The following is a 23,594-nucleotide window of genomic DNA, read 5'->3' as shown; positions in this document are numbered from 1 at the left end:
TCGTAGGGTGGCAGAGTGCCGCCTTCCGTTCCTTCCCCCTACCTCGCCGAGGGCCCCCGCGTGGGGTTGCGCCCGTTCACGTTCGAGGACGGTGCCGAGTTCACCGCCCGCGCGCGGGAGAGCAGGGACCTGCACCACCCCTGGCTCTTCCCGCCGGACACCGCCGGCGCCTACCGGGCGTACGCGAAGCGCCTGATCGACGATCCGGCCAGGGCTGGTTTCCTGATCTGCGAGAAGGACGACGGCGGCGCCATCGCCGGGTTCGTCAACATCAACAACATCGTCCGGGACGGCTTCCAGAGCGGCGCGCTCGGCTACGGCGCCTTCGCGCACGCCGCCGGGCGGGGACTGATGAGCGAGGGCCTGGACCTCGTCGTGCGGCACGCCTTCGGACCGATGCGCCTGCACCGGCTGGAGATCAACGTGCAGCCCGGCAACGCCGCCTCGATCGCGCTGGCCCGTCGGTGCGGCTTCCACCTGGAGGGGTTCTCGCCCCGGATGCTCCACATCGACGGGGCCTGGCGCGACCACCAACGCTGGGCGCTCACCCGCGAGATGCTCCGCTGACGCTCGGCGCTCGGCGCTCGGCGCTCGGCGCTCGGCGCTCGGCGCTTGGCGCGCGGCAGCAGGCGGCAGGCGGCAGGCGGCAGGGGGCAGGAGGCAGGGGGTCGGCGGCCGGCCGGGGGCCGGTGACCGCTCACCTGGGGCGGTACGCGGTCAGCGCCGCCGGCGCCGTTCGCCTCGTCAGGAGCGGCGGTCGGCGTACTCGTAGATCGCGCCGTCCGGGTGACGCACGATCAGGTTGCGGCCCACCGGGGTGGGGACCGGGCCGGCGATGATGTCGGCGCCCATCGAGGTCAGCACCTCGTGGGCCTCCTCCACGTCCTTCACCGCGATCGTCGCCGCGACCTTCCGCAACACCTCCAACTCGGCCGCGGGGCCGCTCATCAGCAGGAAGCAGCCCACTGCGGCGACGTGGACGCCACCCCGCTCGAAGCGGAGGGCCGGACCGCCCGCCAGCCGCTCGTAGAAGGGGATCGCGGTCTCGATGTCCTCGACGCAGACACGCAGTGTGGCACCCATAATCTCCATGGGCACGAGCCTAGTTGCGCCCGCCCGGCGCCGGGAGCGGACGGTGGGTTCCGAATGGCCGACCTCGGGCGGCCGGTTGAGGCGGCGTTACGCGACCGCCCGGACGGGTACCCGGCCCGCCATGCAGCGTTTGGAGCACTTGCAGCACTTGGACAAGCACCTGGTCGACGAACTGGCCCAGGTGGCACGTGAGACGGTGCGGGACGAACTGCGGGAGCAGACGCGCAAGCAGCGCCGCAAGGCGGCCCTGTACGCGGCCTCCGGCGCGACCGCCCTCTACGCGGGCGCCGCACTGGCGCTCGCGGTGGGGCTCGCGCTCGCCCTGGTCCTGCCGGACTGGGCGGCGGCACTGATCACCGCCGTGCTCCTGGCCGCCGCGGCCTACGCCCTGCGGGGCGCGGCCCGCCCGGCGCCCGCCGGTGGCCCGTCGCACGGTACGCCGGCCGCGCCGACCGTCCCCGGTCAGGCGGGCGCGTCGGGTCCGTCGAGTCCGTCAGGTTCATCCGGTCCGTTCGGTCCGTCCGGTCCGTCCGGTCCGTCCGGCGGTCACGGTGTTCCCGTGCCGCCGGCCACTCCGCCGACCACGGGTCAGGTTCCGCCCGTCCCGCCCGCTCCGCCGACGGCGGGCGCCGAACGGCCGCAGTTCCGTGACGCCGGACCCGGTACGCACGATCCCCGGGCGTGATCCGTCCCGGCACCCGCAACACCCCACCGGCAGGACCGTTGCCCCTGGTCCCGCCGGTGGGGTGTTCTGCTGAGGCTGAGGCGGCTCACACGGACGGCGCCTGTCATGTCCGGCTCCGGCCATGTCCCGCTCGACGATCCGCGGCGCGGTCTCGCCGTAAGAGCCGTAAGAGCCGTGAAGCCGTGAAGCCGTCACAGCCCCCAGAGCCGTGACCACGGGACCGCGCCGCCCCCACCGCCCCGCCCGTGACACCGCCGTCACTGCAGCTGAGGCAGCACCTTCGTGCGGTAGAAGTCGAAGAAGCCCCGCAGGTCGGGCCCGATCTGGCTGACGTAGACCCGGTCGAAGCCGGCGTCCGCGAACTGGCGCAGCTCCGCCACGTGCTGGTCCACGTCGTCGCCGCACACCCGGTTGTCCCGCACCATGTCCTCGGTCACCAGCGTCTGGGCCTGCTCGAAGTGCTTCGGTGAGGGCAGCACCTGCCCCAGCTCACCCGGCAGCTGTTCGTTGGCCCACAGCCGGTGGACGGTGCGCACGCACTCCTCGCGGTCGATGCCGTAGCAGACCTTGGTGCCGCCGCTCACCGGTTTCCCGCCGCCCCCGCCCTTGCGGTACTGCTCCACCATGGAGGTGTCCGGCATCATCGTGATGTAGCCGTCGCCGACCCGGGCGGCCAGCTTGGTGGCGGCCGGCCCGAAGCCGGAGATGTCGATGGGCACGGGCTCGTCCGGCACCGTGTAGAGGCGGGCGTTCTCCACCGTGTAGTGCGTGCCGTGGTGGTTGACCTCCTCGCCGGAGAACAGCCGCCGCATGATCTGCACGGCCTCCTCCAGCATGTCCAGGCGGATGTGGGCGGGCGGCCAGGGGGCGCCCAGGATGTGCTCGTTGAGCAGCTCCCCGGTGCCGACGCCCAGCCGGAACCGGCCGTCCGCCATCACCGCGGCCGTCGCGGCGGCCTGCGCCACCACCGCGGGATGCGTCCGCACGGTGGGGCAGGTCACCGCCGTGCCGACCGGCAGCGACACCGCCTCGGAGAGGGCGCCGATCACGGACCACACGAAGGGGCTCTGCCCCTGCGCGTCGTTCCAGGGGTGGTAGTGGTCGGAGATCCACAGGGACTCGAATCCGGCCTGTTCGGCCATCCGGGCCTGCTCGATCAGCTCCGCCGGGCCGTACTGCTCGCACGAGAGGAAGTAGCCGTACTCGGGCATGGGGGGTGCCTTCCGCGACGAGGGCGGGTCGGTTCCGGACCCGGGTACCCGGGGCCCCGGGCGGAAACCGGGCGACGTTTGGCCCTCGCGGCCAGGGGGACGCGGAAGTCTCCCGAGGTACGCCGACAGCGCCGGAGGACCACCGTGAGCCGACCCTCGAGCCGACCCCGCATCCTGATCGTCGGAGCGGGCTTCGCCGGGTACCGCACCGCACAGACCCTGTCCCGGCTGGCCCGGGGCCGGGCCGAGATCACCCTGTTGAACCCGACCGACTACTTCCTCTACCTGCCCCTGCTGCCCCAGGTCGCGGCGGGCATCCTCGAGCCGCGCCGCGTCACGGTCTCCCTGTCCGGCACGCTGCCGCAGGTCCGCCTGGTGCTGGGCGAAGCCGGCCGCATCGACCTCGACGGGCGCACGGTGCACTACACGGACCCGGAGGGCGGGGAGGGCAGCCTCTCCTACGACCGGCTGGTGCTGGCCGCCGGCAGCGTCAACAAGCTGCTGCCCATCCCCGGCGTCGCCGAGCACGCCCACGGCTTCCGCGGCCTCCCGGAGGCCCTGTACCTGCGGGACCACGTCACCCGGCAGGTGGAGCTCGCGGCCGCCACGGACGACCCGGCCCAGTGCTCCAGCCGCTGCACCTTCGTCGTGGTCGGTGCGGGCTACACGGGCACCGAGGTGGCCGCGCACGGCCAGCTGTTCACCGACGCGCAGGTCCGCAAGCAGCCCCTGCGCACCGGGATGCGCCCGCGCTGGATGCTGCTGGACATCGCCGACCGGGTCCTGCCCGAACTGGACGAACGGCTCTCCCGCACCGCCGACCGGGTGCTGCGCGAACGCGGGGTGGACGTGCGGATGGGCACCTCGGTGAAGGAGGCCACGCCCGAGGGGGTGCTGCTCACGGACGGCGAGTTCGTCGACACCCGCACCCTGGTGTGGTGCGTGGGCGTGCGCCCCGACCCGCTCGCCGAGTCGCTCGGCCTGCCCATGGAACGCGGCCGGCTGCTCGTCGACCCGCACCTGCAGGTGCCGGGCCACCCCGAGGTGTTCGCCTGCGGCGACGCGGCCGCCGTCCCGGACCTGGAGAACCCCGGGCAGTACACCCCGATGACCGCGCAGCACGCCTGGCGGCAGGGCAAGGTGTGCGCGCAGAACATCGCGGCCTCCCTCGGGGACGGCGAGCGCCGCGCCTACCGTCACAAGGACCTGGGGTTCGTGGTGGACCTCGGCGGCACCCAGGCAGCGGCCGACCCGCTGGGCGTTCCGCTGTCCGGACCGCTGGCCGGGCTGGTCACCCGCGGCTATCACCTCGCGGCGATGCCCGGCAACCGGGTGCGGGTGGCCGCCGACTGGCTGCTGGACGCCGTACTGCCGCGCCAGGCCGTCCAGTTGGGCCTGGTGCGGTCCTGGTCGGTGCCGCTGGACACGGCGTCGCCGGAGCTGGCCCGCCTGCCGGGCGGCCCCCAGGACGAACCGTCCGCCGGCGCCCCGCCGGAGCAGGACGGGACGAAGGGCGGGGAACCCGCGAGCCGGCAGCCGGGCGGGGAACCCGCGAGGCAGCGGCCGGGCGGCGAGCCCGCGAAGCAGCAGCCGGGCGGGGAGGCGGCGAAGCACCCGCCCGCGGGGTCCCGCCCGCCGGACGCGCCGCCCCTCGGGCCGCACGACGCCCCCGGCCCCGTCAAGCGCACCGACAACCCCGGCGACCGCGCCGAAGGAGACTCATGAACACCGGCGAACTCACCGAACTCGGACAGCAGTTGCGCGTGGACAGCGTGCGGGCGGCGGATGCCGCGGGCTCCGGGCACCCCACGTCCTCGATGTCCGCGGCCGACATCATGGCCGTCCTGTTCGCCCACCACTTCCGCTACGACTTCGACCGGCCCGAGCATCCGGGCAACGACCGCCTCATCCTGTCCAAGGGCCACGCCTCCCCGCTGATGTACGCGGCCTACAAGGCGGCCGGGGCGATCGACGACGACGAACTGCTCACCTTCCGCAAGGCGGGCAGCCGCCTCGAAGGGCACCCCACGCCCCGCCGGCTGCCGTGGGTCGAGACGGCCACCGGGTCGCTCGGCCAGGGGCTTCCGGTCGGCGTCGGCATCGCGCTGGCCGGGAAGCGGCTGGACCGCACCGGCTACCGGGTGTGGGTGCTGTGCGGGGACAGCGAGATGGCCGAGGGCTCGGTGTGGGAGGCCGCGGAACACGCCGGCCACGAGGGCCTGGACAACCTCACCGTCATCGTGGATGTCAACCGGCTCGGCCAGCGCGGCCCCACCCGGCACGGCCACGACCTCGACGCCTACGCCCGCCGCTTCCAGGCGTTCGGCTGGCACACCACCGAGGTGGACGGCCATGACGTGGACGCCCTCGACCGCGCCTTCGGGGAGGCCGTCTCCACCTCGCGCGGGCCGACCGCGATCCTCGCCCGCACCCTCAAGGGCAAGGGCGTCGCCGCGGTGGAGGACCAGGAGGGCCGGCACGGCAAGCCGCTGGCCGAGGCCGACGACGCCGTCGCCGAACTGGGCGGCTCCCGCGACCTGCGCGTGCGGCTGCCGGAACCGGTCTCCGCCCGCGCCCTGCACGCCGTGTCCACCGGGGACGCCGAGCTGCCGCGCTGGGAGCGGGGCGAGGAGGTCGCCACGCGCAACGCCTTCGGTGAGGCGCTCACCGCGCTCGGCACCGCGCGCGGCGACGTCGTGGCCCTCGACGGCGAGGTCGGCGACTCCACCCGCGCCGAGTTCTTCGCCAAGGAACATCCCGAGCGCTACTTCGAGTGCTACATCGCCGAGCAGCAGATGGTCGCCGCGGCGGTCGGCATGGCGGCCCGCGGCTGGGTGCCGTACGCGTCCACGTTCGCCGCGTTCCTGACCCGCGCCCACGACTTCATCCGCATGGCGTCGATCAGCGGTTCCTGCATCAACCTGGTCGGCTCGCACGCGGGCGTGGCCATCGGGGAGGACGGGCCCAGCCAGATGGGCCTGGAGGACCTGGCGATGATGCGGGCGGTGCACGGCTCCACGGTCCTGTACCCGTGCGACGCCAACCAGACGGCCCGGCTGGTGGCCGCGATGGCGGGCATCGACGGCATCCGCTACCTGCGCACCTCGCGCGGGGAGAGCCCCGTGATCTACGGACCGGACGAGGAGTTCCCGGTCGGCGGCAGCAAGGTGCTGCGGGCCTCGGACCGGGACCGGCTCACCCTGGTCGCGGCCGGCGGCACGGTCTTCGAGGCCCTGGCGGCGGCCGACTCCCTGCACCAGGAGGGCATCGCGGCCCGGGTGGTCGACCTCTACTCCGTCAAGCCGGTCGACCGCGACACCCTGCGCCGGGCCGCCGAGGAGACCGGCTGCCTGGTCACCGTCGAGGACCACCACCCCGAGGGTGGGCTCGGCGACGCCGTCGCCGAGGCCTTCTCCGACGGCGGTCCGGTACCCCGCCTGGTGCGGCTCGCCGTGCGCACCATGCCCGGGTCGGCGTCCCCCGAGGAGCAGATGCGCGCCGCGGGCATCGACGCCGCGTCGATCGCGGCGGCCGGCCGGCTGCTGGTGGAGGAGGCGATCGTGCCGTGAGCGCGGGCGCGCGCACGGCGCGCACGGCGCGCACGGTCCGGGCCGGCCGCCGCACGGTGGAGATCAGCCGGCCGGACAAGGTCCTCTTCCCCGGCGGGCGCGGCATCCCCGAGTACACCAAGGGCGACCTGGCCGAGTACCACCGGGCCGTCGCGCCGCACCTGCTGCCGCACGTGCGCGGGCGTCCACTGATGCTGGACCGGCGTCCGGACGGTCTGGACGGGCCCGCCTTCATGCAGAAGAACACGCCCGGGCACTACCCCGACTGGATCACCCGGGTGGAGGTCGGCAAGGAGGGCGGCACGGTCACGCACACCGTGTGCGACGACACCGCCACGCTGCTGTACCTCGTCGACCAGGCGAGCATCACCCTGCACCGCTGGCTGTCCCGGGCCGACGCGCCCCGCTCCCGGCCGCGGGAGGACGGGGCGGACCCGGACCCCGTCGGCCGGCCCGACCGGCTGGTCTTCGACCTCGACCCCTCGGGGGACGGCCGCGACGCCTTCGAGACGGTCCGGGACACCGTGCGCCTGCTGGGGGAGCTGCTGGACGAGCTGCGCCTGCCCTCGGCCCTGATGACCACCGGCTCGCGCGGGCTGCACGTGATCGTGCCGCTCGACGGCCGGCAGGGCTTCGACGAGGTCCGCGCCTTCGCCCGCGACGTCGCCGACACCCTCGCCGCCGCCCACCCCGACCGGCTCACCACCGCGGCCCGGAAGAAGGAGCGCGGCGGCCGGCTGTACCTCGACGTCCAGCGCAACGCCTACGCGCAGACCGCGGTGGCCCCCTGGACCGTGCGCGCCCTGCCGGGCGCTCCCGTCGCGGCTCCCGTGTCCTGGGAGCAACTGGACGATCCGGAGCTGCACGCCGGCCGCTGGACCGTCGCCGACGCCGTCGAGCACGCCGGCACCGACCCCTGGCGCGGGCTGCTGCGCCGCGGCCGGGCGCTGGGCCCGGCCCGCCGCAGGCTGGACGCCCTCCGGGGCTGACGCCGGACCTGGGGGCAGCGGGGGAGGGGAGTGCGCGACGGTAGGGGGCGGAGTGAGGCGGACGGCGCGGAGCCGGGACGGCGCGGGCGGCGACGGTCAGGCGCGGTGGCGAGCGCCCCCGCACGTCCCGCACGCCCCGCACGCCCCGGAGGCGGCGGGGGTAGCCCGGGGTGGCCGCCCACAGCTCTGCCCGGCCAGGTCCGCCCGGCCAGGTCCGCCCGGCCAGGTCCGCCCGGCCGGCTCCGCCCGGCGGGGACCGGCTGTGCCGGCCCGGGCGGAGCCGCCGGGGCCTGCACCGGCAGCGCTCCACCGGGAGCCGGCCCGGAGGGCTCCGCGCTGTGCCGACCCCGTGGACGCACCGTGACCAGGTGCGCGACCCGGGTGGGGCAATCGGGTGAAGCGGTGGAGGTTTGACGAACAGACGAGCGGCCACACGGAGGGGGAGGTGGCCATGTCGAACGCTGAGAACGCCAAGAACGCCAAGAACGTCAAGAGCACCGAGAGCACCGACAGCACAGAGGAACCACAGGGTTCCGCAGAGGAAGAAGAACAGGAAACCGAAGAGGGGCAGGAGAAGCGGCAGCCCCGGAAGAAGGCCGGTGCCCCGAGCAGAACCCGGAAGACCGGGACGTCGACGGCACGACGGCAGTCCGGAGAGTCGGGCGAATCGGGTCCGTCCCGCGAGCCGGCCGAGTCCGGCACGACGACGACCCGGCGGATGAGTCCGATGGAAGTGCTGCGCCAGGCGCGCGAGCAGCTGGCGGAACTCACCGGCCGGGAGGCCGAGTCCGTGTCGTCCTTCGAGCGCACGGAGGAGGGCTGGGCCCTGGAGATCGAAGTGCTCGAACTGGAGCGCGTGCCCGACACGATGAGCCTGATGGCGAGCTACCAGGTGGAGCTGGACCCGGAGGGTCTGCTCACCGGTTACCGGCGCGTGCGGCGCTACGAGCGAGGGCGGTCCGACGCGCGCAAGGGCGGCCGCTGAGGCGCCGCCGAGGCCCCGACACACCCACTTACCACGAGGAGGAACGGCCGGAAATGACAGTCGTACCGGCACAGCAATCCGGCGGCGGAGGCGGCAGCAGCGGCCTCTACGACGTCCTTGAGCTCGTCCTGGACAGGGGGCTCGTCATCGACGCATTCGTGCGCGTGTCCCTGGTCGGCATCGAGATCCTCAAGATCGACGTACGGGTCGTCGTCGCCAGTGTGGACACCTACCTCCGCTTCGCCGAGGCGTGCAACCGGCTCGACCTGGAGGCCGGGCCGCGCAAGGACCCGGGTCTGCCCGACCTGGTCGGCGAGATGACGGAATCGGGCGCCCGGGGCAAGTCCAAGGGGGCGCTGTCCGGCGCCGCCGAAACCATCTCGGACGCGTTCCAGCAGGCGCGCGGCGAGTCGGAGAAGGAGAGCGAGTCCCGCCCGCGGGCCCGTAAGAGCACCTCCTCGCGCCGGAAGGAGGAGCAGTGAGCACCTACGTCTACGGCATCACGTCGAGCTCGCACCCCGGGCTGCCCGAGGGCATGGGCGGTGTCGGAGACCCGCCGCGCCCCGTCCGGCTGCTGACCGTGGGCGGTCTGACGGCGGTCGTCAGCGACGCCCCCGACGGGCTGCGCCCCAAGCGGCGGGAGCTGCTCGCGCACCAGAACGTGCTCAGCGAGACCGGTGCCGCCGGCTGCGTCCTGCCGATGCGCTTCGGCTCGGTCGCCGAGGACGACGACGCGGTGACGGCGGTGCTCGCCGAGCGCGCCGGCCACTACGAGGAGCGCCTGCGGGCCCTCGACGGATGCGTCGAGTACAACGTCAAGGCCAATCACGTCGAGGAGGCCGTGCTGCACCACGTGATGGCCGGCAACCCCGAGATCCGCGCCCTCGCGGAGGCTAACCGTCAGGCCGGCGGCGGCAGTTACGAGGACAAGATCCACCTCGGGGAGATGGTCGCCCAGGCGGTGCAGGCGCAGGAGGCCGAGGACGGCGCCGCCGTGCAGCAGGCCCTGGAGCCGGCCGCGGACGCGGTCAGCGTGGGGCCCGAGTCCTCGGGCTGGCTCGCCAACGTCTCCTTCCTGGTGAAGCGGGACTCGGCCGAGGACTTCCTGGCCGCCGTGGAGCAGGTCCGCAAGGACATGCCCCACCTGGAGGTGCGGCTCAACGGTCCGCTCCCGCCGTACAGCTTCGTGGAGCCCGGTCCGGCCGAACCGGCGGCCACCACGGCGGGCGGGGCGGACGCCGGAGCGGGGTGACGTCATGGGTCTGATCTCGGAGGTCCTGCTGCTGCCGTTCGCCCCGGTGCGCGGCAGCGGCTGGGCCATCCGGCAGGTGCTCCGGGAGGCGGAGCGCATCTACTACGACCCTGCCACGATCCGTGCCGAACTGGCGCGGCTGGAAGAGCAGTTGGAGGCCGGAGAGATCACCGAGGAGGAGTTCGACCGACAGGAGGACGAACTTCTGGACCGGCTGGAGACCGCAACGCGCGCAGGCGCGGGTACAGGGGACGGGACGGCACCACAATGAATCGAACGGGACTCGGCCTCGCGATCGGGGCCGGCTATCTCCTCGGCCGGACGAAGAAGCTGAAGATGGCGCTCGCCGTCGGCGGCCTCGTCGCGGGGAAGAAACTGAACCTCAGTCCGCGTATGGTCGCGGACCTCGTCTCCCAGCAGCTGCGGGACAACCCGCAGTTCAAGGAGCTCGGGGACCAGCTCCGCGGCGACCTGCGGGGCGTCGGCAAGGCGGCCTCCGGCGCGATGATCGAGCGGCAGCTCGACTCCCTCGCCGACCGGCTGCACGGCCGGACCGCGCAGATGCGCGACCAGCTGGCGGGCGGCGGCGCCACGGACCGGGACCGTGACGACGAGGCCGAAGAGCGCGACGAGCGGGACGAGCGGGACGACGAGCCCGAGGACCGCGACGACGCCGAGGACACGGGCGAGGACACCGGGGAACCGGACCGCGAGCCCCGCCGGGCGGCGAAGGAAGCCGGCAAGGGGACCGCCAGGAAGGCGGCGAAGAAGGCACCGGCGAAGAAGGCGCCCGCGAAGAAGGCCGCGCCGGCCAAGAAGGCCGCCAAGAAGACCGCCGCCAAGAAGACGACGGCCGCCACGCGCGGCGCCGGCTCCCGGGCACGGAAGGGAGGCGGTGAGGAATGAGCGACACACTCGGCTCGGCCACCGACACCGCGCGCGAGGGGACGAAGCAGAACCCGCTCGCCGACGTCGCGCACAGCGAGGCCGCCGACCGCCTCAAGGCCGAGGTGCAGGAGTACCTCGCGGCGCAGGCCACCCGCCTGCTGACCGGAGTCGGCCGCAAGCTCGGGGAGACCACCAACAAGCTGAACGACATCGCCGAGGGCAACAGCCCCGGCTTCGCACAGCTCGCACTCGACGGGGGCCGGAAGATCGCCGAGGGCAAGAGCCCCCTGCGCAGCGCCGTCGAGGTGGGCGCCTCCCGCGCCAAGGACAACGTCATGGGTGCACTGAAGGGTCTGGGCGGTGGCGGAGGGAAGAGCAAGCGCAAGCGCTCCGCCGGCAAGAAGCCCACCGTCATCATCGAGCAGATCGACATCGGGGTGCCGGTGCGCACCGCCTATGACCAGTGGACGCAGTACCAGGACTTCAGCACCTTCGCCAAGGGCGTCAAGAGCGCCAACAAGTCCGACGACACCACCTCCGACTGGCAGGCCAAGGTCTGGTGGTCCAACCGCAGCTGGAAGGCCCAGACCACCGAGCAGGTCCCCGACGACCGCATCGCCTGGACCTCCGAGGGCGCCAAGGGCACCACGAAGGGCGTCGTCTCCTTCCACCACCTCGCCGAGAACCTCACCCGCGTGCTGCTGGTCATCGAGTACTACCCCTCGGGGTTCTTCGAGAAGACCGGCAACATCTGGCGCGCCCAGGGCCGCCGGGCCCGGCTCGACCTGAAGAACTTCGCGCGCTTCATCACCATCAAGGGCGAGGCGGAGGACAGCTGGCGCGGTGAGATCCGCGACGGCGAGGTCGTCCGCAGCCACGAGGACGCGATCGAGGAGGAGGAGCGGGAGGAGCAGGAACGGGACGGCACCCCCGAGGGCGAGGCCGGTGACGGGACCGACGGCGAGGAGGAGCCGCGGGACGGCACGGACGCGCGCGACGAGTCCGACGAGGCCGACGAGTACGACGAGGCCCCGGACGACGAGTCCGACGAAGCCCCGGACGACGAGTACGACGAGCCCGACGAGGAGCCCGCACGGGACGGGGAGCCCCGGTCCGACGAGGAGCCCGAGGACGACGAGCCGGACGACGAGTACGACGACGCCGGAGAGGCCGAGTACGACGACGAGCCGGAGGAGGGTGAGGACGACTACGAGGAGGCGGACGAGCCCGAGCAGGACGCCGAGGCCTACGAGGACGAGGACGAGTACGAGGACGCCGAGGGCGGGAGCCGGCGATGACCACCCCCCGTCGGGTACCCGAGCCGTACGCCGGCCAGGGCAGCGGTGCCAATCTGGCCGACATCCTGGAAAGGGTGCTCGACAAGGGGATCGTCATCGCGGGCGACATCCGCATCAATCTGCTCGACATCGAACTGCTCACCATCAAGCTGCGCCTCATCGTGGCCTCCGTCGACAAGGCGAAGGAGATGGGCATCGACTGGTGGGAGTCCGACCCGGCCCTGTCCTCGCGCGCACGGCGGGACGAACTGGCCCGGGAGAACGCCGAGTTGCGTGAACGTCTGGCCCGGCTCGAGGAACTGGAGCCCCGGCGCTCCCAGGAGGAGGCCCCGTGACCGGACTGCGGTACGTCTACGCCGTCTGCCGCCCCTTCGGCACTCCGCTCCAGGCCCAGCTGACCGGGGTGGCCGGTGCGCCGCCCCGGCTGCTGGGCCACCGCGACCTGGTGGCCGTGGTCAGTCACGTGCCGGAGGCGGACTTCGCCGAGGAGCCGCTGCACGCGCACCTGGAGGACCTGGACTGGCTCACCGCCGTCGCCCGCGCCCACCAGGGCGTCATCGACGCGCTGACGACCGTCACCACGCCGCTGCCGCTGCGTCTCGGAACCGTGTTCCGGGACGACAGCGGCGTCCGCACGATGCTGGAGACGCGCGAGGAGGGATTCCTGCGCACCCTGGACCGGCTCGCGGGCCGCGTGGAGTGGGGCGTGAAGGTGTACGTGGAGGAGGAACCCCCGCCGGCGACGGCGGCGCCCGCGGTGAAGCCCGCGTCCGGCCGCGACTACCTCCGGCAGCGCCGCGCGCAGACCCGGTCGCGCGAGGACGTGTGGCGGAAGGCCGAGACCTTCGCCGCCCGGCTCCACGAGACGCTGGGGGACCACGCCGAGGATTCCCGGCTGCTCGCACCCCAGAATTCCACCCTGTCCGGCGCCTCCGGACGGAATGTGCTCAACGCGGCCTATCTGGTCCCGCGGGCGGATTCCGAGGCGTTCGTCGAAAGGGTGGAACGGGTGAAGGACGGTATGCCCGGAATTCGAGTGGAACTCACCGGGCCGTGGGCCGCCTATTCGTTCGCCGGTGAGGAGTCCGCCGTCGGGGAGGGGCCGTGACCGTCGTCGAACACCGGGAGATCGCCCTGGTGGACCTGCTCGACCGGCTGCTGGCCGGCGGCGTCGTCATCACCGGCGACATCACCCTGCGCATCGCCGACGTCGATCTCGTGCGCATCGACCTGAACGCCCTCATCAGCTCCGTCAACGAGAACGTCCCGTCCCCCTTCGAGGAGTTGCGGTGACCCCGGGACCGCACGAGGACCACCACGGCCGCCGGTCGCACCGCGGCCACCGCCACCACATGGACCTGGAGCCCGACACGGTCGAGCGTGACCTGGTCAAACTGGTGCTCACGGTCGTGGAACTGCTGCGTCAGCTCATGGAACGCCAGGCCCTGCGCCGCTTCGACGCGGGGGACCTGACCGAGGAGCAGGAGGAGCGCGTCGGGCTCACCCTGATGCTGCTCGAGGAGCGCATGACGGAACTGCGCGAGCGCTACGGACTGCGGCCCGAGGACCTGAATCTGGACCTCGGGCCGCTCGGACCGCTGCTGCCCCGGGAATGAGGTCCCGGGGCCCGTTCAGCGGTGTCTCACCACCGGTACCAGCGGCCCCTGCCCCCGCCCGCCGTCGTGCTGCGCATCACGAATCCCAGCAGCCATACGACCAGCACCGCCACCGCTATCCACCAAAGAGCCTTGACCGCGAATCCCGCACCGAAAAGGATGAGGGCCAGCAGAAGAACGAGCAGAATCGGAACCATAGTGTCATCAACCTCCTGACAACTCTGATTGCCGCGAATTCTGATTTCAGGCTTCCCGGCGGCAGAGAATTTCGCCGTGCAGCACGGCGAACCATCCGTCGTCCCGCGCTCCCCACTCCCGCCAGGCGTCCGCCACCGCCCGCAGACCGGCGCGGGTGGTGAAACCGCCGTCGACCGCCCGCCCGGCGTACGACGACGCCACGGTGCGCTCCGCCCACAGTCCGCTCCACCACGCGCGCTCGTCCGCCGTCGAGAAGGTCCAGGTGGACGAGGTGGCGGTCACGTCGGTCAGCCCGGCCGCGAGCGCCCAGGACCTCAGCCGCCGTCCCGCGTCGGGTTCGCCCCCGTTGGCGCGGGCCACCCGCGGGTACAGGTCCAGCCAGTCGTCCAGGCCGGGGGAGGACGGGTACCAGGTCATCGCGGCGTAGTCGGAGTCCCGTACGGCGATCAGCCCGCCGGGCCGCGTCACCCGCCGCATCTCGTGCAGCGCCCCGACCGGGTCACCGACGTGCTGCAGCACCTGGTGCGCGTGCACCACGTCGAAGGCGCCGTCGGGGAAGCCCAGGGCGTGCACGTCTCCCACGGCGAAACCGACGTTCGTCAGCCCCCGTTCGCCGGCCGTGGCCCGTGCCTGCGCCAGGATCCCGGGCGCCCGGTCCAGACCCGTGACGTGCCCGCCGGGGACCCGCTCCGCCAGGTCCGCGGTGATGGTGCCGGGGCCGCAGCCCACGTCCAGGACCCGCATGCCGGGCCGCAGCGCGCCCAGCAGGTACGCCGCCGAGTTCTCCGCCGTGCGCCAGGTGTGCGACCTGAGGACCGACTCGTGGTGCCCGTGCGTGTAGACGGCACGGTCGGCACTGGCCCGCTGTACGGACATCGTGCTCCTCCCCTTCCGGTGGGAGCTGCCGGGAACGGCAAGCTCGTCGGGCCCCGTCCGTAGGCCGTGGTCCGCGCCCGCGCGGGGGTCCCGCGGTGCTCACCACCGTACGCCCGTCAGCCGCATGCTGAGACAGTTGTCTTGGGATGTGGACGATCGTTCGTTCCGCCGGCTCGCGGTCGCGGTCATGTGGGTGCGGCGGGCCCCCTCGTGCCGACCCGTTCCTCGTCCTGACCGGTCCCACCATGCCGACCGGTCCCTCGTGCCGACCGGTGCCACCATGCCGACCGGTCCCTCGTGCCGACCGGTGCCACCGGCCCGTAAAGCGTTTGCCCCCCGCCCGCGCTCCCCGGACAATCGCCTTCCATGGGTCACCTGGAAGCCGCACACCTGGAGTACTACCTCCCCGACGGGAGGCCGCTCCTCGGCGACGTCTCCTTCCGAGTGGGGGAGGGCGCCGTCATGGCCCTCGTGGGCCCGAACGGAGCGGGCAAGACGACCCTGCTGCGCCTGCTGGCCGGTGAGCTGAAGCCGCACGGCGGGTCCGTCACCGTCTCCGGCGGGCTCGGCGTCATGCGCCAGTTCGTCGGCTCCGTGCGGGACGAGAGCACGGTCCGTGACCTCCTCGTCTCGGTCGCCGCCCCCCGGATCCGCGAGGCGGCGCGCGCCGTCGACCGGGCCGAGCACGCCCTCATGACCGTCGACGACGAGGCCGCGCAGCTCGACTACGCCCAGGCGCTCGCCGACTGGGCCGAGGCCCGCGGCTACGAGGCGGAGACCCTGTGGGACATCTGCACCACGGCCGCCCTGGGCATGCCGTACGACCGCGCCCAGTGGCGCCAGGTGCGCACCCTCTCCGGCGGTGAGCAGAAGCGTCTCGTGCTGGAGGCCCTGCTGCGCGGCACCGACCAGGTGCTGCTCCTCGACGAGCCCGACAACTACCTCGACGTGCCGGGCAAGCGCTGGCTGGAGGAGCGGCTCGAGGAGACCCGCAAGACCGTGCTGTTCGTGTCCCACGACCGCGAACTCCTCGCCCGCACCGCCCAGCGCCTCGTGTCGCTGGAGCCGAGCCCCACCGGCGCCGACGCCTGGGTGCACGGCGGCGGCTTCGCCACCTACCACCAGGCCCGCCGGGAACGCTTCGCCCGCTTCGAGGAACTGCGCAGGCGCTGGGACGAGAAGCACGCCCAGCTGAAGAAGCTGGTGCTGAACCTCCGTCAGGCCGCCTCCATCAGTCCCGACATGGCCTCCCGGTACCAGGCGGCACAGACCAGGCTGCGCAAGTTCGAGGAGGCGGGGCCGCCCCCGGAGCCGCCCCGCGAGCAGGACATCACCATGCGCCTCAAGGGAGGCCGGACCGGTGTCCGCGCGGTGACCTGCGAACGGCTCGAACTGACCGGTCTGATGCAGCCCTTCGACCTGGAGGTCTTCTACGGCGAGCGGGTCGCGGTGCTGGGCTCCAACGGATCCGGCAAGTCGCACTTCCTGCGCCTGCTCGCCGGGGACGAGGTCCGGCACACCGGTGACTGGCGGCTCGGTGCCCGCGTCGTTCCCGGCCACTTCGCCCAGACGCACGCGCATCCCGAACTGGAGGGCCGCACGCTGCTGGACATCCTGTGGAAGGAGCACGCGCAGGACCGCGGAGCCGCCATGTCCCGCCTGCGCCGCTACGAACTCACCGGCCAGGCCGAGCAGACCTTCGACCGGCTCTCCGGCGGGCAGCAGGCCCGCTTCCAGATCCTCCTGCTGGAACTCCAGGGTGTCACCGCACTGCTCCTGGACGAGCCGACCGACAACCTCGACCTGGAGTCGGCCGAGGCGCTCCAGGAGGGACTGGAGGCGTTCGAGGGCACGGTCCTCGCCGTCACCCACGACCGGTGGTTCGCCCGCTCCTTCGACCGCTTCCTGGTCTTCGGCAGCGACGGCCGGGTCAGGGAGACGCCGGAGCCCGTCTGGGACGAACGCCGGGTGGAACGCGTCCGCTGAGGAAGCCGCCGCACGACACGACACGGCACGACACGGCACGGGCACGACAGGGGCGCGACATGGAGGAGCCCCCACGGTCGACGCCGTGGGGGCTCCTCCCCTTCTCACCGGTCCCGCCGCGGCCGGTCCCGCCGGGCGTTGCCGGTTCCGCCGGGGCCGTCGCTCACTTCCAGCGCAGCAGGGCCCCCAGTCCGCCCACCGGCGCGTCCGTGGACGACGGGTCGGCCGTCGGCCGGCCGTCCTCGCCGTCGCCGCGGCCGGCGTCCCGGTCGGTGTCGAGGTCCCCGCTCGGGTCCCGGTCCAGGTCCGCGCCCACGACCAGCGCGGAGGCGTCCGACATGGCGGCCGACCGGATCAGCGCGTCGTCGGCCCGGGCCGCCCAGGACTGCTGCTCGCCCAGGACCTTCAGCTCCGTGCGGCGCACCGCGACCTGGTCCGGGTCCTCCCCGATCCACACCTCGCGGCGCCCGTCCGGCGCGTCGGGACGGATCAGCAGTTCGTCGATGCGGTGCTCGCGCGCCGCCTCCACCAGGGCCGGGACGCCTTCGACGGCCGCCGCCCGCCCCTCGTCGTCCGGGGCCCGCGCGGCCAGGAACCGTTCCAGCTCCGCCGTCTCCCGCTCCCGCACGTGCGCGGTGCGCAGCCGTTCCACGTCGTCGTCCAGCAGCCGGCTCCCGCTGCCGTGCGACGCCTCCGCCACCATGCCGTGCAGCCGCTGCGGCAGCCGTTCGCGCACCGCCCGCCGCTCACGGTCGTCCCCCACCAGGATCAGCAGGTCGGCGCCGCTCTCCTCCTGGCACACGGCCAGCGCGTCGGCGATCTCCGCCGCGTTGTGCTCCCAGGTGTTCTCCACCCGCAGCTGGAAGTGCCGCTCCGACCAGTCGGCGGTGGCGGTCCGGTGCACCGGCCACTGGCGTCCGGTGACCCCGCCGGCGTCGTCCCGGCCGAGGACACTGCGCAGTTCGAAGTCCGCGCCCTTGCGGTCGACGTAGGCCACCACCGCCACGGGGTCCTCGCCGGCCAGCTCCAGCAGCGGCGCGACCCGCGGCAGGGCCGTCCACCCGGCCCAGTCCCCGCCCTGCGGGGGCCGGGCGAGCGGTGCCTCCAGCACCACCTCGCCGTCCCGGGCGAACAGCACCCGGCCGTCCGGTCCGGAAAAGCGCGGGGCGCCGTCCACGGCTTCCAGCACGGCACGGCACGTGGCCTCGTCCGCACCCTGCTCGGCCAGGTCCCGGGCCATCGCCCGGGCCGTCAGGTGCCGCTGGTGCGCCGCGTCCTCCGTGTGCCGGGAGGTGTCGACGTACACGGAGGCCCAGGGGCCGGGACGTTCGTAGAGTGGGTGCAGAAACGCGAGATCCATGGGTTCCTCCCGGAAACCGCTCGGGGTAGTGCTCGTGCTGCCGGGCGGGTACCCGGACACCATGGACGAACACGACGAGCGGGGCACCCCCATGACCGGTATCGAGCCCGACCGCCTGGACGACCAGCAGCTCATGAAGGAGCTGGAGACGATCCACCGCACGCGTCACGACACCCTGCTGTACGGATCCGACGACGCCCTGCGCACGCACAACGAACGCATGGCCCAGCTGGAGGGCGAGTACCTGCGCCGCAATCCGCGCCGTCCGGTGGCTCCGGGCCGCACCCGTGAGGGCGCGCGGGAACGCACCGGCTCGGACGCGGCGGCCCCGTCGACCCCGGGTACCTGACGGCCCCGCGGCCGAGCCGCTGAGGCAGGGCGCGCGAGGGCCGGTGAGGCCCGCCCCCGCACGCCGGGCCCGACTTCCGGGCCGGGCGGGTTCCGGGCCGGCCGACTCCCGGGCCGGGCGGGGACCGGCCCTCCTGCGGGTCAGGGTGCCGGCGGGACTCACGTTCCCGTCCCGTCCCACCCTCCCGTTCCGCCTTCCCGGGCAGTCCCGCCCGCCCGGGCACCCTGCGGGACATGACCGAGGGGCCCGCTCACGAACGGGCCCCTCGGCCAAGGGCTGTGCCCACCGCGACCGGCCGCCGCCCGTCGGGGCGGGTGCCCGGACCCGGCCCGGACCCGACGGGGTCCTGGCCGCGCGGGCGCGTCCTCGCGCGGACTCAGGCGGCCGCCTGAGTCTCGCGCGCGAAGACCTCGATGTAGGTCTCGCAGAACGCCTTCAGGTCGTCCGGCTTGCGGCTGGTCACCAGCTTGGCGGGTGCGTGGTCGCACACCTTCACCTGCTCGTCCACCCACGTGGCGCCCGCGTTGCGCAGATCCGTCTGCAGGCTCGGCCAGCTGGTGAGCACCCTGCCGCGCACCACGTCCGCCTCGATCAGGGTCCAGGGAGCGTGACAGATCGCCGCCACCGGGCGGCCCTGCTCGAAGAAGTCCCGGACGAAGGCGACGGCCTTGTCGTCCATGCGCAGGAAGTCGGGGTTGGCCACCCCGCCCGGCAGCACCAGGCCGCCGAAGGAGTCCGCCGACGTCTCGCCGACCACCTCCTGCACGGGGAACGTGTCCGCCTTGTCGAGGTGGTTGAACGCCTGGATGCGGCCGGACTGCGTGGACACCAGCACGGGCTCGTGCCCGGCGTCCACCGCGGCCTGCCACGGCTCGGTCAGTTCGACCTGCTCCACGCCCTCGGGCGCGGTCAGAAATGCGATACGCATCGTGTTCCTACGTCCTTCCTCACGTGTTCTCTCGTTCACCGGTCCGTGCGTCGCCGGCCACCCGCGTGCCCGTCACGCGGTCACGCCCGCTCGTCGGGTTCGGCGCGGCGGCTGATGCCGGCGAGCGCGGACTCGGGGTCGCGGGCCTCGGCGAGGTCGCCCAGGCTCACCACCCCCACCGGAAGCCCGTCCTCCACGACCGGGATCCGCCGTACGGCCTGGTCGCGCATCAGCCGGGCGGCCGTGGACACCGGGTCGTCGGGGGCCAGGATCAACGGGTCCGGGGTGCACACCGACGCGGCACTCACCGCCTGCGGATGCCGCCCGTCGGCGACCGCCCGGACCGTGATGTCCCGGTCGGTGAGCACGCCGACGATCCGTTCGCCGTCGGCCACCACCACGTCGCCGATGTCCTGGGTGCGCATGAGCTGCGCGGCCTCCGCGATCGAGGCGTCCGGGCGCACGGCGACGACACCCGGGGTCATCACGTCCTTGACGTACTGCGTCATGACGGGGTTTCTCCTCCGCATCCCCGGCGTTCCGGGACACCGCGGGCCGGTCCGGCCGGCCGCCGTGCCCCGGAACACCGGCCGCTAGGCGTTCTCCGTCTCCGGTGACCGGGTCAGCGCCTCGGCCAGCTCCTGGACGTTGGCGTACCGGGCCTGCCGCGGCAGGCGTTCCAGCGCCTCGACCAGGGCGTCGGGGGCGTGCCGCCGGGTCAGGGCGCGCATCAGCTCCCGCGGACCCGCGGGGAACGACCCCCGCCCCAGGATCCTGGCCAGCTCCAGCCGCACCGACTCCATCGACGTGGGCGCCCGGCTCGGTGTCACCGGGCCGTACGCGACCTCCGGGTCGTCCTCGGCGGACGGCTCCGGGTCGTGCCACTCCTCGGCCCGGGTCGGGTGACCCGAGCGGAGCAGCCCCTGCAGTTCGTGCTTCATCTCGTCGTCGCGGTGGACGCTGAGCCGGTCACTGCCTCGCTGCATGTCTCCCTCCAGCTCCTTCGGGGGTCCGCACCGCGTACCCGCCGGGCGGAGGCCGACACCGTGTTCCGGGCGGCGGATCGGCACATCCCGGGCGGCGGCGGAGGGAGCGGGACGTGCGGATCCGACGCCCCCCGGTTTGCGCCCGGCGGTGGCGGTGACCCGGCACCACGGCCCCCCACGAGCCTTCTGGAAGGACTGGCCATGGCGGTGCTCGCCGTGCTCATACCGGTGCTCATGCTCGGCATGCTCCTGATGATGGGGCGTTACGAGGACCTCGTGCTGCCGCGCGAGGCCGATCCCGACGCCGTTCCGGATCCGGACGCGGCGACCGCCGCGGCCCTCAAACCCTGACCCGCCGGCCCGCGCCCGGCCGCGGACGGGAACACGACGCCGGCGAGCCCGTCACAGGGTTTCGGCGTCGCTGGGGTTTGCCGGGGACGGGGACGGGCAGGCGCACTCACAGTGCTTCGGACAGGAGGCACGTCCGTGATGCGGCTCCGCCCGCCCGGCGCGCCTGTCCCGAAGAGGGCGTGCTGCACGGTGACCATCCGTCCCCGAGCACTCCTAGGGAGTTGCGACGCACCATGCCGACCCGTTCGAACACCAGGGCACACCCCCACGACGACGCTCCTGACACCTCGGCGGCCTTCCGGCGGCTGGCCGGTCTGTCTCCCGGCCCGGAACGCGACGCGCTCCGCGACGAGATCGTCGAGGCATGGCTCCCCATGGCCGACCGCCTCGCCGGACGCTTCCGCAGCCGCGGCGAGAGCTACGACGACCTGCGCCAGGTCGCCGCGCTCGGCCTCGTCAAGGCCGTCGACCGGTACGACCCCGACCTGGGGAACGCCTTCGAGAGCTACGCCGTCCCCACCATCACCGGCGAGATCAAGCGGCACTTCCGCGACCACATGTGGACCCTCCACGTGCCGCGCCGCGTGCAGGACCTGCGCAACCGCGTCCGCCACGCCACGCAGGACCTCTCCGGGACGATCCCGGGCCGCCGGCCCACCGTGGCCGAGATCGCCGAGCAGGCCCATCTGAGCGAGGAGGACGTGCGCGTCGGCCAGGAAGCGCTGGAGAGCTTCACCGCGCTGTCCCTGGACGCGGAACTCCCCGGCAGCGACGACGGCTACTCCCTCGGGGACGCCCTCGGCGGCCCCGACCCGGCGCTCGACGTCGTGGTCGACCGCGAGGCCGTCAAGGACCGGCTGGCCGCCCTCCCCGAGCGCGAGCGGGCCATCCTGTACATGCGGTTCTTCGACGACATGACCCAGAGCCGCATCGCCGAGCAGTTGGGCATCTCCCAGATGCACGTCTCCCGCCTGATCAGCCGCTGCTGCGGCCGGGTCCGCGAGGAGGTGCTGCGCGACGGCGGCCAGGGCTGACGCCGACCGGGGCAGCGGCTCCGGGCCGGCGACCGCCCCCGTCGTCCGGTGACCTGTCGTCTTCGGTGCCCCCGTCCGTTGACCCTTCGTCCGGTGACCCCCACCGATGGCCGTCGTCCGGTGACCACCGTCCCGTGACCGCCGGCCCCCCGAGCGCCGGCCCCCGAGCGTCGGCCCCCGAGCGCCGGTCGTCGTGGCACCCGCCACGGCGACCGGCGCTCGCGCACGCCCGGACCCGGCGCCGGAGGCCCGCTTCCTACGGCTCCACGCCGAGTGGGACGGTTCCCGGCGGCTCCGGTGACCGAGCGGGCGGTGCCCCACGGCTCCGGTGGGTGAGCGGTCCGTCCTCGCCCCCGCCACCGGTCGGCTGGGCCGTCCCCGACCCGTCCGGCGGTGACGGGTCCGTCCACGGTCTCTCCACCGGCCGACCGGTCCGCTCCCTGCCCCGCCCCCGCCGGACGGGCCTTCGCGGTCGCCGAGTCGGCCGGACGGGCCTTCACGGTCGCCGAGTCGGCGGGACACGAGCCGCCGATCCGTCTCCGACCGCCTCCGCGGCCGACGGTCCCCGACGGTCCGCACCTCCCGCAGGAGTCCGGCCGGTCAGGGCCCGCTCCGTCCGTGTGCCGGCGTGCCTGTCCGAACCGGCACGGCCCGGACGGGCACGCCGACACGCGGACGGCGGGCGCGCCCTTCACCCGGTCGGACCCGGTCCGTCGCGCGAATGGGGTCCGGCCGCGCGCGCAGCGGCCGGTGCGGGGCTGTGATGGACCGCGGGGCGCGACCCCGCGCCCCGCGCCGACGCGGGACCATCCGCGCGCCCGCGGTCCACGCGGACCGCACCGGGCGCAGCGCCGCCCCACCGGGCGGGCGGGTGACCCCGCGGGGCCCCGGGCGCGGTCGCCGCGCCCCAGCCGCCGCTCGAAGGAGCCCCCACCATGCGCCGCACCGCCAGCGCCCTGACCGCCGCCGCCCTGGCCGGTACCGCCCTGGGCGTGCTCGGCGGCCTCGCGCCCGCCGCGTCCGCCGCCGATCCGCGCGCCGAGGTCAGCCCGGGCACCGCCCGGCCGGGCGGTACCGTCACCGTCACGGTCACCTGCGCACCGACCGGCGGGCCCGCCCCGCAGACCCTCCAGGCGGCCTCGGAGGCGTTCACGGGCGGTGCGCTCACCCTGACCAGGCTCCCCGGCGGGGAGGACGCCGGCCCCACCTACGAGGGCACGGCCACCCTCCCGGACGCCGCCCACTTCGCGGACGCGGGCGCTTCGGACACGGGCACCGGAACGGCGGGCGAGGTCCCCGGACCCCCGGGCGGCGAGATCCCGCCGCCGGACAGCGTGCCGGAGATCCCCGACGCCGAACCCGGGGCGGCGGACGAGCTCCTCGGCGCGTTCCCCGGCATCCCCGACGCGCCCCTGGAGGAGTCGGACGAGTCCGACACGTTCGACGACTTCTCCGACGACGTCTCCGCCGACTTCTCCGACGACGTTCCCGCCGACTTCGCCGAGGAGCTGTCCGAGGCCCCCGAAGCCCTCTCGGCGCCGGGCGGCGGTGTCCGGTGGACGGTCCACGGCACGTGCCCGGCGGCACCCGGCGGGAAGGGCACCCCCTGGAGCGTGACCTTCACCGTCACCGTGCACTCCGGCGGCACCCCCACCCACACCCCGACCCGTACACCCGCCCCCGTGCCGACCCCCTGCCCCGGCCACCGGGGCAGCCACTGCGGCGCGACCACCGCCCCGGGCGGGGTGCACGCGGGGGACGGCGGCGCCTTCACCGACTCCGTGCCCGCCCTGGCGGCCGGCGGGCTGCTGATCGCCGGGGCGTTCGGCGCCGCCGCCCACCGGGTGTACCGGGACCGGACCGCGCGCGAGGACGGCTGACCCCGGCCCCCGCTCCGGGGCGCCGCCCGGCGCGCACGCCGCCGCGCGACGCCCGCCCGCC

At 74.0% G+C, this 23,594-nt stretch carries 27 protein-coding genes and 1 pseudogene; 20 read left to right on the top strand and 8 right to left on the bottom strand.

Features of this window, described 5'->3' with window-relative positions; all coding sequences use genetic code 11:
* Positions 1-15: 15 nt before the first annotated feature.
* Positions 16-567 carry a GNAT family N-acetyltransferase gene (locus tag ACSU53_RS04405; protein WP_437024847.1) on the top strand — a complete coding sequence of 184 codons (552 nt, stop codon included), beginning with the start codon at positions 16-18 and terminating at the stop codon, positions 565-567.
* A gap of 177 nt (positions 568-744) precedes the next feature.
* On the opposite strand, the gene ACSU53_RS04400 is transcribed toward ACSU53_RS04405, so the two are convergent.
* Entirely contained in the window at positions 745-1,092 is a 348-nt protein-coding gene (locus tag ACSU53_RS04400; protein WP_437024846.1) for a VOC family protein, read from the bottom strand.
* A 121-nt stretch (positions 1,093-1,213) separates the two neighbouring features.
* Between ACSU53_RS04400 and ACSU53_RS04395 the strand changes: the two genes are divergently transcribed.
* Entirely contained in the window at positions 1,214-1,777 is a 564-nt protein-coding gene (locus tag ACSU53_RS04395) for a phage holin family protein (protein ID WP_437024845.1), read from the top strand.
* A 257-nt stretch (positions 1,778-2,034) separates the two neighbouring features.
* Here ACSU53_RS04395 and ACSU53_RS04390 read toward each other — a convergent pair whose 3' ends face one another.
* Complete coding sequence (locus ACSU53_RS04390) at positions 2,035-2,988, bottom strand: TIGR03557 family F420-dependent LLM class oxidoreductase (protein ID WP_437024844.1); 954 nt, start codon at positions 2,986-2,988, stop codon at positions 2,035-2,037.
* Between the two features lie 144 nt (positions 2,989-3,132).
* On the opposite strand from ACSU53_RS04390, the gene ACSU53_RS04385 reads away from it, so the two are divergent.
* From ACSU53_RS04385 to ACSU53_RS04325, 13 genes and pseudogenes are all read left to right on the top strand, one after another.
* Entirely contained in the window at positions 3,133-4,713 is a 1,581-nt protein-coding gene (locus ACSU53_RS04385; RefSeq protein ID WP_437024843.1) for an FAD-dependent oxidoreductase, read from the top strand.
* A complete protein-coding gene (locus ACSU53_RS04380) occupies positions 4,710-6,557 on the top strand; it encodes a transketolase (protein WP_437024842.1) in 1,848 nt (615 codons plus the stop codon). Before ACSU53_RS04385 ends, ACSU53_RS04380 begins: the two co-directional genes overlap by 4 nt.
* Complete coding sequence (gene ligD / locus ACSU53_RS04375) at positions 6,554-7,546, top strand: non-homologous end-joining DNA ligase (RefSeq protein WP_437024841.1); 993 nt, start codon at positions 6,554-6,556, stop codon at positions 7,544-7,546. The genes ACSU53_RS04380 and ligD overlap by 4 nt, the downstream gene beginning before the upstream one ends.
* A 613-nt stretch (positions 7,547-8,159) precedes the next feature.
* A pseudogene (locus tag ACSU53_RS04370) lies at positions 8,160-8,531 on the top strand (gas vesicle protein); the annotation flags it as partial.
* 53 nt (positions 8,532-8,584) lie between these two features.
* A complete protein-coding gene (locus ACSU53_RS04365; protein WP_437024840.1) occupies positions 8,585-9,013 on the top strand; it encodes a gas vesicle structural protein GvpA in 429 nt (142 codons plus the stop codon).
* Positions 9,010-9,783, top strand: a complete 774-nt coding sequence (locus tag ACSU53_RS04360) for a GvpL/GvpF family gas vesicle protein (protein WP_437024839.1) — start codon at positions 9,010-9,012, stop codon at positions 9,781-9,783. The genes ACSU53_RS04365 and ACSU53_RS04360 overlap by 4 nt, the downstream gene beginning before the upstream one ends.
* 4 nt (positions 9,784-9,787) lie before the next feature.
* Positions 9,788-10,054: a gas vesicle protein GvpG gene (locus tag ACSU53_RS04355; protein ID WP_437024838.1), complete on the top strand. Its 267-nt coding sequence runs from the start codon at positions 9,788-9,790 to the stop codon at positions 10,052-10,054.
* On the top strand, positions 10,051-10,689 hold the full coding sequence (locus ACSU53_RS04350) for a DNA primase (RefSeq protein WP_437024837.1): 639 nt from the start codon (positions 10,051-10,053) through the stop codon (positions 10,687-10,689). Before ACSU53_RS04355 ends, ACSU53_RS04350 begins: the two co-directional genes overlap by 4 nt.
* Positions 10,686-11,969 (top strand): SRPBCC family protein, encoded by a 1,284-nt coding sequence (locus ACSU53_RS04345; RefSeq protein WP_437024836.1) that lies wholly within the window; start codon positions 10,686-10,688, stop codon positions 11,967-11,969. Before ACSU53_RS04350 ends, ACSU53_RS04345 begins: the two co-directional genes overlap by 4 nt.
* Positions 11,966-12,304 carry a gas vesicle protein gene (locus tag ACSU53_RS04340; protein ID WP_437024835.1) on the top strand — a complete coding sequence of 113 codons (339 nt, stop codon included), beginning with the start codon at positions 11,966-11,968 and terminating at the stop codon, positions 12,302-12,304. The genes ACSU53_RS04345 and ACSU53_RS04340 overlap by 4 nt, the downstream gene beginning before the upstream one ends.
* Positions 12,301-13,077 (top strand): GvpL/GvpF family gas vesicle protein, encoded by a 777-nt coding sequence (locus ACSU53_RS04335; RefSeq protein WP_437024834.1) that lies wholly within the window; start codon positions 12,301-12,303, stop codon positions 13,075-13,077. Before ACSU53_RS04340 ends, ACSU53_RS04335 begins: the two co-directional genes overlap by 4 nt.
* Complete coding sequence (locus ACSU53_RS04330; RefSeq protein ID WP_164338050.1) at positions 13,074-13,262, top strand: gas vesicle protein; 189 nt, start codon at positions 13,074-13,076, stop codon at positions 13,260-13,262. Before ACSU53_RS04335 ends, ACSU53_RS04330 begins: the two co-directional genes overlap by 4 nt.
* A gap of 59 nt (positions 13,263-13,321) precedes the next feature.
* A complete protein-coding gene (locus ACSU53_RS04325) occupies positions 13,322-13,585 on the top strand; it encodes a gas vesicle protein K (RefSeq protein WP_437033024.1) in 264 nt (87 codons plus the stop codon).
* Between the two features lie 26 nt (positions 13,586-13,611).
* Here ACSU53_RS04325 and ACSU53_RS04320 read toward each other — a convergent pair whose 3' ends face one another.
* Together ACSU53_RS04320 and ACSU53_RS04315 are read right to left on the bottom strand one after the other, a co-directional pair.
* Positions 13,612-13,782, bottom strand: coding sequence for a hydrophobic protein (locus ACSU53_RS04320; RefSeq protein ID WP_164338052.1), 171 nt, complete (start codon positions 13,780-13,782; stop codon positions 13,612-13,614).
* Positions 13,783-13,828: 46 nt separating this feature from the next.
* Complete coding sequence (locus ACSU53_RS04315; protein WP_437024833.1) at positions 13,829-14,659, bottom strand: methyltransferase domain-containing protein; 831 nt, start codon at positions 14,657-14,659, stop codon at positions 13,829-13,831.
* A gap of 366 nt (positions 14,660-15,025) precedes the next feature.
* Between ACSU53_RS04315 and ACSU53_RS04310 the strand changes: the two genes are divergently transcribed.
* Entirely contained in the window at positions 15,026-16,645 is a 1,620-nt protein-coding gene (locus tag ACSU53_RS04310) for an ABC-F family ATP-binding cassette domain-containing protein (protein ID WP_437024832.1), read from the top strand.
* Between the two features lie 163 nt (positions 16,646-16,808).
* Here the strand turns inward: ACSU53_RS04310 and ACSU53_RS04305 are convergent, their stop codons facing one another.
* Entirely contained in the window at positions 16,809-18,005 is a 1,197-nt protein-coding gene (locus ACSU53_RS04305) for a Vms1/Ankzf1 family peptidyl-tRNA hydrolase (RefSeq protein WP_437024831.1), read from the bottom strand.
* A 61-nt stretch (positions 18,006-18,066) separates the two neighbouring features.
* Between ACSU53_RS04305 and ACSU53_RS04300 the strand changes: the two genes are divergently transcribed.
* Positions 18,067-18,354 carry a DUF6158 family protein gene (locus ACSU53_RS04300; RefSeq protein WP_437024830.1) on the top strand — a complete coding sequence of 96 codons (288 nt, stop codon included), beginning with the start codon at positions 18,067-18,069 and terminating at the stop codon, positions 18,352-18,354.
* A 376-nt stretch (positions 18,355-18,730) separates the two neighbouring features.
* Here the strand turns inward: ACSU53_RS04300 and ACSU53_RS04295 are convergent, their stop codons facing one another.
* The 3 genes from ACSU53_RS04295 to ACSU53_RS04285 all read right to left on the bottom strand — a co-directional run bounded on the left by ACSU53_RS04295 (position 18,731) and on the right by ACSU53_RS04285 (position 20,268).
* Positions 18,731-19,282, bottom strand: coding sequence for a type 1 glutamine amidotransferase domain-containing protein (locus tag ACSU53_RS04295; protein WP_437024829.1), 552 nt, complete (start codon positions 19,280-19,282; stop codon positions 18,731-18,733).
* A gap of 80 nt (positions 19,283-19,362) precedes the next feature.
* The gene (locus ACSU53_RS04290) at positions 19,363-19,791 is read right to left on the bottom strand and encodes a CBS domain-containing protein (RefSeq protein WP_437024828.1); all 429 of its coding nucleotides are present in this window, start codon (positions 19,789-19,791) and stop codon (positions 19,363-19,365) included.
* A gap of 84 nt (positions 19,792-19,875) precedes the next feature.
* Positions 19,876-20,268, bottom strand: a complete 393-nt coding sequence (locus ACSU53_RS04285; protein ID WP_437024827.1) for a DUF2795 domain-containing protein — start codon at positions 20,266-20,268, stop codon at positions 19,876-19,878.
* Between the two features lie 201 nt (positions 20,269-20,469).
* Between ACSU53_RS04285 and ACSU53_RS04280 the strand changes: the two genes are divergently transcribed.
* The 3 genes from ACSU53_RS04280 (at position 20,470) to ACSU53_RS04270 (ending at position 23,533) form a co-directional block, all read left to right on the top strand.
* Positions 20,470-20,619, top strand: coding sequence for a hypothetical protein (locus ACSU53_RS04280; RefSeq protein ID WP_437024826.1), 150 nt, complete (start codon positions 20,470-20,472; stop codon positions 20,617-20,619).
* Between the two features lie 233 nt (positions 20,620-20,852).
* Positions 20,853-21,653 carry an RNA polymerase sigma factor SigF gene (locus ACSU53_RS04275; protein ID WP_437024825.1) on the top strand — a complete coding sequence of 267 codons (801 nt, stop codon included), beginning with the start codon at positions 20,853-20,855 and terminating at the stop codon, positions 21,651-21,653.
* Positions 21,654-22,588: 935 nt separating this feature from the next.
* Positions 22,589-23,533, top strand: a complete 945-nt coding sequence (locus ACSU53_RS04270; protein WP_437024824.1) for a hypothetical protein — start codon at positions 22,589-22,591, stop codon at positions 23,531-23,533.
* Positions 23,534-23,594 lie beyond the last annotated feature (61 nt).

The sequence above is a fragment of the Streptomyces sp. enrichment culture genome (assembly GCF_964273255.1).
Taxonomy (GTDB): domain Bacteria; phylum Actinomycetota; class Actinomycetes; order Streptomycetales; family Streptomycetaceae; genus Streptomyces.
The sequence above is the reverse complement of the archived record's forward strand: the minus strand, read 5'-3'. Positions and strand labels throughout refer to the sequence as shown.

What these genes read in the sequence shown, in the direction of transcription:
- ACSU53_RS04400 (WP_437024846.1), bottom strand. Translation starts at nt 1,092, where the DNA reads ATGGAGATTATGGGTGCCACACTGCGTGTCTGCGTCGAGGACATCGAG.
- ACSU53_RS04395 (WP_437024845.1), top strand. Translation starts at nt 1,214, where the DNA reads ATGCAGCGTTTGGAGCACTTGCAGCACTTGGACAAGCACCTGGTCGAC.
- ACSU53_RS04390 (WP_437024844.1), bottom strand. Translation starts at nt 2,988, where the DNA reads ATGCCCGAGTACGGCTACTTCCTCTCGTGCGAGCAGTACGGCCCGGCG.
- ACSU53_RS04380 (WP_437024842.1), top strand. Translation starts at nt 4,710, where the DNA reads ATGAACACCGGCGAACTCACCGAACTCGGACAGCAGTTGCGCGTGGAC.
- ACSU53_RS04365 (WP_437024840.1), top strand. Translation starts at nt 8,585, where the DNA reads ATGACAGTCGTACCGGCACAGCAATCCGGCGGCGGAGGCGGCAGCAGC.
- ACSU53_RS04355 (WP_437024838.1), top strand. Translation starts at nt 9,788, where the DNA reads ATGGGTCTGATCTCGGAGGTCCTGCTGCTGCCGTTCGCCCCGGTGCGC.
- ACSU53_RS04350 (WP_437024837.1), top strand. Translation starts at nt 10,051, where the DNA reads ATGAATCGAACGGGACTCGGCCTCGCGATCGGGGCCGGCTATCTCCTC.
- ACSU53_RS04345 (WP_437024836.1), top strand. Translation starts at nt 10,686, where the DNA reads ATGAGCGACACACTCGGCTCGGCCACCGACACCGCGCGCGAGGGGACG.
- ACSU53_RS04340 (WP_437024835.1), top strand. Translation starts at nt 11,966, where the DNA reads ATGACCACCCCCCGTCGGGTACCCGAGCCGTACGCCGGCCAGGGCAGC.
- ACSU53_RS04325 (WP_437033024.1), top strand. Translation starts at nt 13,322, where the DNA reads ATGGACCTGGAGCCCGACACGGTCGAGCGTGACCTGGTCAAACTGGTG.
- ACSU53_RS04320 (WP_164338052.1), bottom strand. Translation starts at nt 13,782, where the DNA reads ATGGTTCCGATTCTGCTCGTTCTTCTGCTGGCCCTCATCCTTTTCGGT.
- ACSU53_RS04315 (WP_437024833.1), bottom strand. Translation starts at nt 14,659, where the DNA reads ATGTCCGTACAGCGGGCCAGTGCCGACCGTGCCGTCTACACGCACGGG.
- ACSU53_RS04310 (WP_437024832.1), top strand. Translation starts at nt 15,026, where the DNA reads ATGGGTCACCTGGAAGCCGCACACCTGGAGTACTACCTCCCCGACGGG.
- ACSU53_RS04305 (WP_437024831.1), bottom strand. Translation starts at nt 18,005, where the DNA reads ATGGATCTCGCGTTTCTGCACCCACTCTACGAACGTCCCGGCCCCTGG.
- ACSU53_RS04300 (WP_437024830.1), top strand. Translation starts at nt 18,067, where the DNA reads ATGGACGAACACGACGAGCGGGGCACCCCCATGACCGGTATCGAGCCC.
- ACSU53_RS04295 (WP_437024829.1), bottom strand. Translation starts at nt 19,282, where the DNA reads ATGCGTATCGCATTTCTGACCGCGCCCGAGGGCGTGGAGCAGGTCGAA.
- ACSU53_RS04290 (WP_437024828.1), bottom strand. Translation starts at nt 19,791, where the DNA reads ATGACGCAGTACGTCAAGGACGTGATGACCCCGGGTGTCGTCGCCGTG.
- ACSU53_RS04285 (WP_437024827.1), bottom strand. Translation starts at nt 20,268, where the DNA reads ATGCAGCGAGGCAGTGACCGGCTCAGCGTCCACCGCGACGACGAGATG.
- ACSU53_RS04280 (WP_437024826.1), top strand. Translation starts at nt 20,470, where the DNA reads ATGGCGGTGCTCGCCGTGCTCATACCGGTGCTCATGCTCGGCATGCTC.
- ACSU53_RS04275 (WP_437024825.1), top strand. Translation starts at nt 20,853, where the DNA reads ATGCCGACCCGTTCGAACACCAGGGCACACCCCCACGACGACGCTCCT.
- ACSU53_RS04270 (WP_437024824.1), top strand. Translation starts at nt 22,589, where the DNA reads ATGCGCCGCACCGCCAGCGCCCTGACCGCCGCCGCCCTGGCCGGTACC.